This window comes from Streptomyces sp. NPDC033131 (assembly GCF_055578365.1).
The window spans coordinates 65379-77722 of record NZ_JBVIPA010000038.1 but is presented as its reverse complement, the minus strand read 5'-3'; the positions used below and the strand labels follow the sequence as shown (position 1 = coordinate 77722).

General features: G+C 68.3%; 9 protein-coding genes. 2 read left to right on the top strand and 7 right to left on the bottom strand.

The genetic code is table 11. From position 1 onward, the window contains the following. Positions 1-54: 54 nt before the first annotated feature. Positions 55-1368, bottom strand: coding sequence for an NtaA/DmoA family FMN-dependent monooxygenase (locus ACZ5XS_RS35535; RefSeq protein WP_468658403.1), 1314 nt, complete (start codon positions 1366-1368; stop codon positions 55-57). 408 nt (positions 1369-1776) lie between these two features. Next, the gene (locus ACZ5XS_RS35530; protein WP_468658401.1) at positions 1777-2028 is read right to left on the bottom strand and encodes a hypothetical protein; all 252 of its coding nucleotides are present in this window, start codon (positions 2026-2028) and stop codon (positions 1777-1779) included. Positions 2029-2294: 266 nt separating this feature from the next. On the opposite strand from ACZ5XS_RS35530, the gene ACZ5XS_RS35525 reads away from it, so the two are divergent. Together ACZ5XS_RS35525 and ACZ5XS_RS35520 are read left to right on the top strand one after the other, a co-directional pair. Then, complete coding sequence (locus ACZ5XS_RS35525) at positions 2295-2801, top strand: riboflavin kinase (protein WP_468658399.1); 507 nt, start codon at positions 2295-2297, stop codon at positions 2799-2801. Positions 2802-2977: 176 nt separating this feature from the next. Next, positions 2978-3751, top strand: coding sequence for a GntR family transcriptional regulator (locus ACZ5XS_RS35520; RefSeq protein WP_468658397.1), 774 nt, complete (start codon positions 2978-2980; stop codon positions 3749-3751). Positions 3752-3843: 92 nt separating this feature from the next. Here ACZ5XS_RS35520 and ACZ5XS_RS35515 read toward each other — a convergent pair whose 3' ends face one another. The 5 genes from ACZ5XS_RS35515 to ACZ5XS_RS35495 form a co-directional block, all read right to left on the bottom strand. Next, a complete protein-coding gene (locus ACZ5XS_RS35515; RefSeq protein WP_468658395.1) occupies positions 3844-7668 on the bottom strand; it encodes an ABC transporter ATP-binding protein in 3825 nt (1274 codons plus the stop codon). A gap of 100 nt (positions 7669-7768) precedes the next feature. Further along, entirely contained in the window at positions 7769-8764 is a 996-nt protein-coding gene (locus ACZ5XS_RS35510; RefSeq protein WP_443228656.1) for an ABC transporter permease, read from the bottom strand. Between the two features lie 29 nt (positions 8765-8793). Continuing rightward, positions 8794-9672, bottom strand: coding sequence for an ABC transporter permease (locus tag ACZ5XS_RS35505; protein WP_468658393.1), 879 nt, complete (start codon positions 9670-9672; stop codon positions 8794-8796). Between the two features lie 125 nt (positions 9673-9797). Further along, positions 9798-11000: an MFS transporter gene (locus tag ACZ5XS_RS35500; RefSeq protein WP_468658391.1), complete on the bottom strand. Its 1203-nt coding sequence runs from the start codon at positions 10998-11000 to the stop codon at positions 9798-9800. Positions 11001-11012: 12 nt separating this feature from the next. Beyond that, positions 11013-12329, bottom strand: a complete 1317-nt coding sequence (locus ACZ5XS_RS35495; RefSeq protein WP_468658389.1) for an NtaA/DmoA family FMN-dependent monooxygenase — start codon at positions 12327-12329, stop codon at positions 11013-11015. Positions 12330-12344: the final 15 nt, after the last annotated feature.

The window sequence follows — 12344 nt, the reverse complement described above, 5'->3', positions numbered from 1 at the left end:
GAACCGCGTCAGGTGACGCAGTCGCGTCGCATCAGTACCTCTCCTATTGCGCCGTCAGAACTCGAGGAGGTTCTCGCGGAACGTGCTGTGGTTGTAGCCGTCCCTGATGAGGCCGCGCTTGCGCAGGGCGGGTGCCAGACCGTCCGCGATCTCGGCGATGTTGCGCCGCGTGACGGTCGGCGACAACAGGAATCCGTCGCCGCCTATCTCCTCCATCGCTTCGCCCATCTTCGACGCCACGGTGTCGGGCGAGCCGACGAACGCGAGGCCGGCGTGGGTGTCGACGGTGGCGACGGCCTCGCGCAGCGTCTTGCCGCGGGCGCCTTCGATGAACGTACGCAGGGTGCTCGTCTCGCCGTTGCCCCAGACGTCGGGGACCTCCTTGTCGAGATCGAACGTGGAGAAATCGAATTCTCCGCCAGAGGTGTAACTCAGTCCCCACAGCTTTCGCTCGATCGCCTGGTCGCTCCAGGCGGCGGCCTTCATGTCCTCCACGCGCGCCTGCGCGACGCGATCAGTGTCACCGAGTACCGGGTCGATCAGAAAGAGGATCTTCAGCGTGCTCGGGTCGCGGCCGTACTCCTTCATGCGCCTGTGCATGTCCTGCCGGAACGCCTTCATCTGCTCGATGCCGGTGCCGTGCGCGAGCATCGACTCGGCGTACTTGGCGGCCAGGTCACGGCCCGCGGGCGAGGCCCCGGCCTGCACAATGACCGGACGGCGCTGCGGCCCGGGAATGGTGTTGAGCGGCCCGCGGGTCCTGAAGTACTTCCCCTCGAAATCGACCGGGTGCACCTTCGTGTGGTCGGCGTAGCGCGGCGATTCCTGGTCGACGAGGACGGCACCCTCCTCCCACGAGTCCCACAACGCCCCGACGGCCTCCATCCACTCCTTGGCCATCTCGTACCGCTCGCTGTGCTTCATCAGCGTGTCGTACCCGTACTGCTGCGCCGCGCGCGACGAGCTCCCGGTGACCACGTTCAACCCGACCCGCCCCTCGGTGAGGTGGTCGAGGGTGGTCATCGTCCGGGCCGCCATGAACGGGTGGTAGAAGCTCGTCGACAAGGTCACCGCGATGCCGATGTGCTTGGTCCGCTGTGCCAGCAGCGGGATCAGCGGGACGGGATCGCTCTTCGGGGCCAGCAGGCCGTACTTGAGCGTCGTCTCCATCGAGCGGCCGTAGGCGTCCTCGACCATGCTCGTGTCCTCGACCAGCAGGTAGTCGAAGCGAGCCCGCTCCAACGCCGCTGCCAGGTCGACGAACAGGTCGCCCTTCATCCAGTCGTGTCCTGTATTACCCGCCCACGGGTCCATCGCCCAGGTCTGAACGCTGAAGCCGCTGCCCATGAACCAGCCCAAATGAAACATGACCCCAACCTGACTTTCCGATGTTTCCGCGCACCGAGTCACGCAGTTGCGCCCGCATTGCGCTGCCGGCGTGTCCCGTCACCAGGCAAGTGGCCCGTACCGGAGATCGCTCCGAAGAGGACTTGTGGAGACCTCGACCTTGTGGGCGAGGTCTGACCGTTGAAGGAGGAGTGGCATCTCGTCGTGACTGGTGTGATCACGGCGTAACGGGCCGTCCGTGGAGCCTGGCTCTGGAGGACAGGGGCCTGCCGGTCGCCGCGTACCGGCACCATCACGCCGTGCTCGGCAGCACCTGCCTCCCCACCTCGGGACATCCCTCGGCGGGGCGACTGCCCTCACCGCTTCGGCCACCGGTCCGGTGCCCGCGGGGTGCCGGCCGGTGGCCGTGCCTCCGGACCGGAGCGCGGGTCAGGTGGAAAGCGCTCGGAGTGCGGACAGGTCGGCGGTGGTGGGATACCGCCAGACGAGGTAGCCGAGGGGGACCCCTGTTCGGTCGGCCAGCCACTCGTGGTCGAGCTCGCTGGGGCCCGCCTGCCGGGCGGCATCGATCAGCAGCCGGATGCGGCGAGTGGCCCGCTCGGACGCGATGACGCGATGGTCGCGCGGCCTCTTGCGGCGAGCGCCGTGCCAGCGCCCGTACCTGGTGCCTTGAGCCTTCATGCCGCGGAGTCAAGCGCGCCGCTGTTGCCCGAGGGTCACCCTCCGGTTGCGGGTCCTTTGCGCTGGCCGTTGCGCATCGGAGGGAGGGGAAGGCGCGCCGCGACCCTTTGCCGACGTCCGGAGGCGCGCTGGTGGATGCGCATCGCGGCACCATAATCGGCGCAATCCAGACGTCACCTTCGGCACGTTCGCCCGCAATGGGGATCCGTCGCACTGGTACTTGCCTCGACTGTCCCCTCCCCCCCCGTGCCGAAGGAGCAGACAAGATGGACTCGACCTTGGACAGCATTTTCCTGCGCGTGCCGCTCGGTGCGCGCATGAGGCCTCGCCAGAACTCGGACAGGTCAGTGCCCAAGCAGGTGGGGCTCATCGAGGGGCGGGTCGAGCATGGCGACCGGCGGGGCCGCGAGCTCGGCTTCCCCACCGCCAACCTCGTACTGGGCGACGAGAGCGTGAGCGACGGAGTGTGGGCCGGCCTGGTGCGACTGCCCGACGGCGCCACGTACGGCGCAGCCGTGTCGGTCGGCCGGAGGGCCACCTTCTACGGCCGTGACGGGATCCGCCTCCTCGAAGCACACCTGTTGGACTTCTCCGGCGATCTCTACGGGCAGTGGCTGCTCGTCCGGCTCGATCACCGGATCCGACCGCAGCGCCGCTTCACCGACGTCAAGTCGCTGGTGCAGCAGATGCACCAGGACATCGCCGACGCCCGACTCTGGCTGCACGCGAACGCGCGCCCGCAGGTGTCAGACGGCATCGGCGACCAGCCCTGAGTGGCGCTCTGCTGCCCGAGGGTCAACAGAGCGCAATACGTGCGTCGCATTCGAGGACGATTCAGGCAACACTCCGCTGCTTCCATGCTCAAACTGATGAACGCCTCTTCGAAGGGGGTTTCCTCGTGGCAGATGATCTGTTGCCCCGTCAGGCCGCACAATCGAGGCTGCCGGCGGTGTCGCACCACCCTGCCGGGCCGGTGCGCCCCGAGACGGTGTACCAACGGCACCGACAGACTCCGGACCGGCTGAACAACTCCATGCGCAGGGCCTACGACCTCCTGCGTTCCTCCCTGCAAAGCAGTCCCGAGAGTCTGTACCTGGTCGAGAGTGAGCTGACCGAGTCCTTGTCGGCGAGCCGCAACACCGTGCGTGCGGTCCTGCAGCTCCTGGCCAAGGACGGTCTGGTGACGCGCAGCCCGAAGCGCGGGACGCGCTCTGCCCACGTGACGACCTTGCGGATCAACCAGATCGCCCCCGTCGAGGCGTTCGGCGGCGAGAGTGCGGTCCACACCCAACTTCGTGCGCTGGATTACCAGATCCTGGGCTGTCCGGGACTGGTGCGTGAGCGACTGCAGCTCGTGGGCGACTGGACCGTGCTCATGCTGGAGTCGCTCGTCCTCCGGCACGAACTGGTGCTGGGCATCCTGGTGAGCTACGTCGCGCTGAGCCCCGATCAGTCCCGGGACGTCGTCGTCGACGAACCGGACGCGATCTTGTTCCTGGAGAAGCACTTCGACGTCAGGATCCGCGGAACCAAGTCGACGACGATCGGTGCGACCGCGGCCGACGAGCAGTCCGCGCGGTTGGTGGGTGTGGAGGTCGGAGCTCCCATGCTCTTCCTGGAAGACGTCCTGGAGGACGAGCAGGGCCAGCCCAGGGCGCTGTCGCAGTTCCGGCTGCGGAGCGACCTGATCGCCTTCCAGACCCATGCCGTCCGATCGGCCTGACCCACGCCGGTCAGCCTGCCTTGGACAGCCCACGACCCCACCCGCCCTGCCGCCGACCGTAGCGGCAGGGCGGGTGGGGTTGTGGGCTGTCGTCACTCGCTGTGGGCGGCACTCGTCACCATCGCCGCCCACAGCGCCGCGTACTGCCCCCCGAGCTTGAGGAGTTCGTCGTGGGAGCCGTCCTCGACGATCAGCCCGTTGTCCACGACCAGGATGCGCTGGGAGGCTCGTGCCGTCTGGAGCCGATGCGCGATCAGCAGCGTCGTACGCCCCCTCGCGACCAGTCCCATCGCTCGCTGCACGCGTGCCTCCGTGGCGAGGTCCAGGTTGGCCGTCGCCTCGTCGAGCAGCAGGATCGCGGGGTCGACGAGGAGTGCCCGGGCCAGGCTCAGCAGTTGGCGCTGGCCGGCAGACAGTGACCGGCCCTGCTCGCTCACCGGAGTGTGGTAGCCGAGCGGCAGCTCGGCGATGAAGGCGTGCGCCCCCACCGCGCGGGCGGCCTGCTCCACGACAAGGTCCGGCGCCTCGGGGTTCCCGTAGGCGATGTTGGAACGGATCGTCCCCGAGAACAGGAAGGGTTCCTGGGGGACGAACCCGAGCTGGTGACGGTACGCCGCCAGGTCGAGCTGCTTGATCGGGATGCCGTCGACGCTCACCGTGCCCGCGGACGTGTCGTAGAACCGGGCCACCAGCTTGACCAGGGTCGACTTGCCCGCGCCTGTGGTGCCGACCAGGGCGACGACCTGCCCGGGCGGGATCTCGAGGCTCACGTCCTCCATCGCGACCAGGCCCGTGCTCTCGTAGGCGAACGTCGCGTGGTCCAGGGAGATCCGGCCGGACAGGCGCTTCGGGGCGACGGCGTCCTCGGCGAGCGGGGTACCCGTCGGCGTCTGCAGGAGCTCTCGCAGCTGGACGACCGCGACCTTCGCCTGCAGCCATTGGTCGAAGACGAAGGACAGCTGTTGGATCGGCGTGAAGAACTGGTCGAGGTAGAGCAGGAAGGCGATCAGCAGGCCGACGGACAGGTCACCCGCCATGACCCGCGGAGCGGCGACCACGAGCGCGATGGCCTTGGCGACGGTGCTCAGCAACTGGAGCAGCGGGAAGAACCGGGCCATCAGTTCGGCCGAGCGAATCCGGGCCTCGCCGTAGGAGTCGGCCAGCACCTCGAACCGCTGTTCGTTCGCCTGCTGCTGGGAGTAGGCCTGGCTGACCGCGACGCCGGCGAGGCTCTCCTGCAGGTCGGCGTAGAGCACCGACACCCGGTCGCGGGCGATCAGGTACGTCCTCCCCGAGGCGGAGCGGAACCACAGCGTGGAGACCAGCAGGACCGGCAGCACCGCCGAGACGGCGAGGGCGAGTTGGGCGTCGAAGACGACGAGTCCGACGGCGATGCCGGCACACGCCAGCAGACTCACCATCGCGGTCAGCAGTCCCTGCTGCAACAGCTGGGCGAAGGCCTCGACGTCGGAGGTCATCCGGGTCATGATCTTGCCGGCCATGTGCTGCTCGTAGTAGTTGAGCGAGAGTCGTTGCAGGTGTGCGAACGTGCGCACCCGCAGCCCGAACAGCATGCGTTCGGCGATGAGCTGGGCGAAGTAGATCATCACCCTGCTGTTGACCCAGATGACGCCCTGGATGGCCAGGAGGGCCACACAGATCCAGGCCAGCGTCCGGTAGGAGTGCTGGAGGACACCGTGGTCGATGCCGAGCCTGATCAGCACCGGCGTCGAGATCCACGAGACGGCGTCGACGACCACCATGACCGAGGCGAGCAACAGCGGCTTGGTGAAGGGCCGGAAGACGCTGCCCATGGTGAACCGGTCGTGCGGCGCGACTGCCTCCGCGAGGTCGATGTCGGGCTCGCCGCGCAGTTCGGGAAGGCGTTCCACGGCCTTGAGCAGCGTGGGCGACACGGTGGCAAGGCCGGCGAGGGTCGAGGTGTCGCCACTCATACCGGGGCCGTGCGACCCGGACGCCGCCCGCGTGGCGGCCTCGCTGGTGTGACTGCTGATCTTCGGCGCGCCCAGCCGTGACACGTCCTCGGGCCAGGTGGTGGGGTCCAGCTCGGTGACCGGTTCCTCCGGTCCCGCCTCGAAGTCCGCGTCGGGTCCGGTCAGCAGCTCACGGAAGAGCGGGGAGTTCGCGAGCAGCTCTTCCGTGGTTCCGACGTCGACGATCCGGCCGCGGTCGAGCACGATGACCCGGTCCGCCAGACGCAGGGTCGAGTGCCGGTGGGCGATCAGCACGGTCGTCCGGCGGGCGAGGACCTCCCCCAGCGAGCGGTGGATGGCGTGTTCCGTCCGTGCGTCGATGGCGGACGTGGCGTCGTCGAGGATCAGCACCTGAGGGTTGGTCAGTGCCGCTCGGGCGAGTGCGAGTCGCTGCCGTTGCCCGCCGGACAGGGTGAAGCCGCGTTCGCCCACCGCGGTGTCGTAGCCGTCGGGGAGTCCTGAGATGAAGCCGTGCGCGCCTGCCGCGACCGCCGCGTGCTCCACCTCGTCGATGGTGGCCGTCGGTCTGCCGAACGCGATGTTGTCGCGGATCGTCGTCGAGAAGAGGAAGCCTTCCTCGAACACGATCCCGACCGCGGCGCGCAGCGAGCTCAGGGTGTACTCGCGGATGTCCCGGCCGTCGATGCGCACCACGCCCGACGTGGGGTCGTGGAACCGGGCGATGAGGTGGGCCAGGGTGGACTTGCCCGAACCCGAGGCGCCCACGATGGCGATCCGCTCTCCCGGGTTCACCCGCAGCGAGATGTCGTGCAACACGCGTTCGCCACCGGGGTAACGGAAGTCGACATGCTGGAACTCGACCAGGCCTGCGGGGTCCTCCAGCCGGACGGCGTGGGGACGCTCCTGCACGCGGGCCTGCGTCGACAGCAGCTCGACGACCCGCTGGGCGCCGGCACGCGCCTGCTGGCTCGTGGCCATCAGACCGGACAGGAAGCGCACCGGGGCGACCAGTTGAAGGACGTAGCTGGAGAAGGCGAGGAACACGCCGAGTGAGACCTGGCCCTCCATGACGAGCCAGCCTCCGAAGCCGAGGATGGCCAGCTGGGTGAGCCCGGGGATGGCGTCCATGCCGGCGCCGAACACCGCGGTGATCCTGGCGGTGCGGAGCCGGGACTGGAAAAGCTTGCGCGCCTCGCCGTTGAGCGATGCCTGTTCCTGCTCCTCCTGCCCGAAAGCCTTGACGACCCGGACTCCGGTGACCGCCTCCTCCACGACCCCGGCCACGCCACCCTGGAAGCGCTGGTCCATCCAGCTCGCGGGGAACGAGCGGCTGCGGAACCTCATGGCCACGGCGAGGAACACGGGTACGGCCACCACCATCACCGCTGCCAGCAGCGGTGAGAGGGCGACCATCACGCCCAGCGACACGACGAGCAGGGTGACGTTGCCGTAGGCCAGGCCCAGCTGCTGGAGGAACATCTGGATCAGGGTGAGGTCCGATGTCGCGCGGGACATCACGTCCCCGGCACGCATGTCGTCGCGCCGCGAGGCGTCCAGGTACTGCATGTGCCGGTGCAGCTTGATCTGGAGGTCCCGCTGGACGTGCACGGCGGCTCTGCCGCCGATCGTGCGGCGCAGGTAGTTCGCCACGAAGCTGACGAGTCCGGTGACGAGCAGGAGCACGATCCAGACGGTTCGGGAACGCTTCTCGGAGAGGATCGTGTCGTCGAGGACGACCTGCTGGATCAACGGTATGAGGCCCATCAGGCCCATCGCGGCGACGGCGAAACCGACACCGAGCCATATGCGGAAGCGCACCCGCCGGTCGAGCACGGGTGCCAGCAGTTGGAGGGTCCCGCGCGCGTACACCGGACGACGCTGGTTCTCCACCTCCGCCTCCGCCTCCGCCTCCACGTCGGGCTCGGGGGAGTCTGCTTCGCGCATGTCGAGTGGAGCGGTCATGGGCGTATGAGAGTGGTCGTGGTCATGGGCACAGGAGAAGGGGCGCGGATTTCCGCGCCCCTTCCCATGCGTTGCCGGCCGATTGCGCCCCTGGACGCCTCTAGACGGCGATCCTCGGATCGGCCGCGGCTTGGAGGACGTCGACGACGATGTTGGCCACGACGTAGAGGAGGCCGACGACCAGCGTGATTCCGGCGATGGTGTTGAAGTCTCCCTTGCCGATCGACTGGGAGATGTACAGGCCGATCCCGGGTCTGGCGAAGATCGCCTCGACCAGAATGCTGTTCCCGATCATTCCGGCGAGTTGCAGTCCCATCAGCGCGAGCACGGGGCCGAGGGCGTTGCGGAGTGCGTGCTTGACGAGGACCTCGGTCCCGCTCAGGCCCTTGGCCCTGGCAGTGCGGGCGTACTCCGCTCGGAGGGTGCCCTCCAGGCTGCTTCTCAGAACGCGGCCGACGGCCACCGCGGGTCCGATCGCGATGCACAACGCCGGGAGGATGAGATGTTTCAGGTCGTCGAAGAACAGGCTCGGCCGGCCCGCCACCAGGCTGTCGACCAGAAGGAAGCCGGTCGGGCCCGATGGTGCGTCGTACGACGATGTCTGGCCGGTGACGGGCAGGATGTCGAGCCAGCGGTAGAAGACCAGCATCGCGATCAGGCAGGCCAGGAACACGGGCACCGACGCGCCGGAGATCATCACCACCCGCAGCACCCCCGATCCTGGCCACCGCTGCGCCGTGGCCAGCCCCAGGAAGAACCCGATCACGGCGATCAGCACGAGAGACATGAACACGAGCTCCAGCGTGACCGGCAGGAACTTCACGATGTCCGACGCGACCAGCGTGCGCGTCACCGAGGAGGTCCCGAGGTCACCCTGGACCGCACTCGCCAGGTAGTGGAAGAACTGCACCGGCAACGGCTTGTCGAGTCCCAGTTGTTGGCGGGCGGCCTCGTACACCTCCGGCGGTGCCTTCTCCCCGACCAGGGCGACGACGGGGTCGACCGGCGCCACCTGCTGCAGGACGAAGACCACCAGGACCAGCGCGATCAGGACAGGAAGCGCTCCGAGGAGCCGACGACCCAAGATCAGCAGCATGATGTCACCTCCACGTTCGTCTGTACCGGTCAGCGGTCACGGATGCGGTCCCTGAGTGCGTCGCCGGCGAAGTTGCTCACGATGGCGATCAGTGCGACGGCCGCGGCGGGGAACACGGGGATCCACCACGCGCTGAAGATGTTGGTCATGCCTTGTGCGCTCATCGCTCCCAGCTCGGGCGCGGGCTGCGGCGCACCCAGACCGAGGAACGACAGGCTCGAGAGCATCAGCACCAGCGCCGACACGTCCAGGCTCGCGGTGATGATGGTGGTGGGGACGGCTCCGGGCAGCAGGTGCCTGGTGAGCCGGCGCACCGGTCCGGCCCCCGAGATCTTGGCCGCCTCCATGTGCGGAGAGGCCCGCAGCTTGCGTACTTCGGCGCGGATGATGCGCGTGTACAACGGCCACCACACGATCGAGACGCCGACGAGCGTGTGGAAGTAGGACGGACCGAGGGCCGCCACCACCGCGACCGCCAGGATCGGTCCGGGCAGGGCCAGGAACACGTCGGTGATCCGCATCAGGACGCTGTCGACGATGCCGCCGGCAGCCCCGGCGACGAGGCCGACCAGCCCGCCGAAGAAGACCCCTGAGGCGACGACCGCCAGGGCGCCCCACCAGCTGGTGGCCATGCCGACGAGAACGCGACTGAGTACGTCACGGCCCACCGTGTCGGTCCCCAGGAGATAACCGGATCCGGGCGCGGACATCGGTGCCCCGGCCGGCACCAGGGGGTCGTAGGGCGCGATGGCCTCGGCGAAGACCGCGATGAGGAACATCGCTGCCAGCGCGGTGAAGGCGACCCAGCCGGCTACCGGCGTGCCCTGGAAATACTGTCTGAGGCCTTGACCGAATCTGGTCCCGACCGGGACCAGATTCTTGGCGACGTAGGGCTCAGCAATGGCCATGGCTCCTCCGTGACTGAACGGCCCGCTCGTCCTCGACCCTGCGGTTCACGGGCTTCTGATGGGATCCGTCGGAATGCAAGTCCATCTCCCGGTGGTATCATTGAAAGTTCACTCAAGTTGCTGGTTCATTGCGCGCGTGTGGCGCGCGTTTCCCGCAGGGGTCTCGACCCGGCCAGCACAGCCGCGGACAGCAGGACGAGTCCCCCGCCGACCACGCACCCCGTGGTTCCCAGCGCCCCGAAGAGCAGATTGACGCTGCCCGAGCCGCTGAACGAGCCCACGCCGCAGGCGATCCGGTAGTTGGCCACGGCGATCGACGGGTCCGGGCTGGTGGCGACGACCAGCACCGGTGGTGCCGCCAGAGCGACTCCGTCGACGAGCCCGAACAGCACAGCCGCGGTGAGGAAGCCACTGAGCGAATGTGCGGCCAGAAGGGCGGCCAAGGCGACCACACCGAGCGCGAGCGCCCACAGGAGCGCTCGAGCGGGACGGATCTTCTCGAACAGCGTGCCCGAGGTGCCGAGGACCACGATCTCCACCATGGAGAGCACGCCCAGGGAGATTCCGATGCCCGCGGGGGTGAGACCCGCCGCGTCCCCGATCAGCGGGAAAGCGGTGTTCTCGATCCCACTGCGCAGGTAGTTGCCGATGAGCCCCAGCGCGAGCGCGACCCGGACGGCCCGGCCGACCGCGAGTCGGGGCAGACCGACCCGGGGGCGGCCGAGTTCGTACGGGGCTGGAAGGCGCGGTAGCAGCAGGACCACCAGCGCGCCCGCCGCCAGCCCCGCGCCGCAGCAGACCGCGAAGGCGAGCCGGTAGCCGTCGACCCCCGAGGACTGGGTGGCCAGGAGGCCGCCGACGGGAGCTCCGACGGAGCCGCCGAGCATCTGGAGGCTCGCGTTCGAGCCGAGAGCGCGGTGCGGGCGAGCGCGCATCCGCACCGTCACCTGCAACGCCGCGCCGGCGACCACCGCGCTGGCCAGCCCCTGGAGGACCCGGGCGGCGATCAGCTCCGGCGCGCGGTCGGCCAGCCCGTAACAGGCCTCGCTGACCGCGAAGAGCACCATCCCGACGACGGCCGTCGAGCGAGCGTCGATCCGGGTGACGACCCGCGTGCCCAGGACGTCGACCAGCATGAGTCCGGCGGCGGAGCTCACGATGAAGACGGTGACGAGGACCGGGCTGAGTCCCAGCTTGATCGCGTAGAGCAGCTCGATCGGGGCGGTCATGGCCATCACGAATCCGACCAGGACCATCGTCAGCTGATGCCCGAACGACTGCCGGAACCGGGCCAGCGGGCTGCCGTGGTAGGTGTGCGGTGCCGTCACGCCCGCACACGATCAGAACTCACGAAGCGTCTCGCGCAGAGTTGACCTGGTGTATTCGGTGCGGGTGAGGCCCTGGCGCTGGAGCGCGGGCATCAGTCCGTCGCAGATGGAGCTGATGTAGTTGCGGGACAGGTCCCAGCCAGGCTTGCTGATCAGGAAGCCGTCGCCGCCGACCTCCTCCATCGCCTCGCCCATCTTCTTGGCGACCTGCTCCGCGGTGCCCACCAGTTCAAGTCCTCGCTTGGCGCGGTGCAGCACCAACTCGCGCAGGGTCTTGCGGCCGGGGCTCCCGTCGCCCCGCATGAAGTACTCGAGGGATCCTCGTTCGCCGTTGGTGGTCAAGTCCTCGGGGAGCGGCTCGTCCAGGTCGAACTGCTTGAAGTCGATCTCGGTGTTGGAGGAGATGTTCACCAGCGACTTCTCGATGTACGACGGGTGGTTGTGAAGCCGCTCGACCTCGGCGCGGGCTTCGGCTTCGGTGGCGGCGACGGTGGGAGAGACGACGAAGAGGAGCTTGATCTCGTCGGGGTCGCGGCCGGCCGCTTCGGCGCGGGCCCGGATGTCGTCGCGGTACTCCTTCATGCCTTCGATGCCGGTGCCCACCGCGATGATCGCGTCGGCCGCGCCTGCGGCGAACGCGCGACCCCGAGGCGAGGCTCCGGCCTGGAGAAACGCGGGCCGGTGCTGGGGCGAGGGCACGGTGTTGAGCGGGCCACGGGACTTGAAGTACTTGCCCTCGAAGTCGATGGTGCGGACCTTGCGGTAATCGGCGAAGGTGTTGGTCTCACGGTCCATGACGACCGCGTCGGGCTCCCAGGAGTCCCACAGCCGGTTCACGACGTCGAAGTACTCCTCGGCGACGTTGTAGCGCTCGTCGTGCTCGGGAAGACCCTCGAGCCCGAAGTTCTGAGCGGCGCGGTCCTCGGCGGAGGAGACGATGTTCCAGCCGAACCGGCCCTCGGCGATCGAGTCGACGGTGGAACAGGCACGGGCCAAGAGGTAGGGCGGGTAGAACGACGTCGACATCGTCGCCACCACACCCATCCTGGCCGTGTTGGCGGCGATCAGAACGGCCAGCGGGATCGGGTCCTGCTTGGGCGCGAACGCCGAGTGCTTCAGCGCGCCTTCCATGGTGCCGCCGTAGGCATCCGCCACCATGACGGTGTCCTCGATCATGATCAGGTCGAAGCAGGCCCGCTCCATCGACCGGGCCATGTCGACGTAGAACCTGCCGTTGGCCCAGTCCTTCACGTCCGGGGAAGCCCACTCGCTGTCCCACTCCGGCGGGATGAAGTTCATGAACCATCCCATGTGGAACTTCTTCGGCATGATGTCTCCTACTCG

Bases quoted from the DNA above. Each gene is read 5' to 3' on its own strand.
- ACZ5XS_RS35510 (WP_443228656.1), bottom strand. From the start codon at position 8,764: ATGCTGCTGATCTTGGGTCGTCGGCTCCTCGGAGCGCTTCCTGTCCTG.
- ACZ5XS_RS35505 (WP_468658393.1), bottom strand. From the start codon at position 9,672: ATGGCCATTGCTGAGCCCTACGTCGCCAAGAATCTGGTCCCGGTCGGG.
- ACZ5XS_RS35495 (WP_468658389.1), bottom strand. From the start codon at position 12,329: ATGCCGAAGAAGTTCCACATGGGATGGTTCATGAACTTCATCCCGCCG.
- ACZ5XS_RS35535 (WP_468658403.1), bottom strand. From the start codon at position 1,368: ATGTTTCATTTGGGCTGGTTCATGGGCAGCGGCTTCAGCGTTCAGACC.
- ACZ5XS_RS35525 (WP_468658399.1), top strand. From the start codon at position 2,295: ATGGACTCGACCTTGGACAGCATTTTCCTGCGCGTGCCGCTCGGTGCG.
- ACZ5XS_RS35530 (WP_468658401.1), bottom strand. From the start codon at position 2,028: ATGAAGGCTCAAGGCACCAGGTACGGGCGCTGGCACGGCGCTCGCCGC.
- ACZ5XS_RS35515 (WP_468658395.1), bottom strand. From the start codon at position 7,668: ATGACCGCTCCACTCGACATGCGCGAAGCAGACTCCCCCGAGCCCGAC.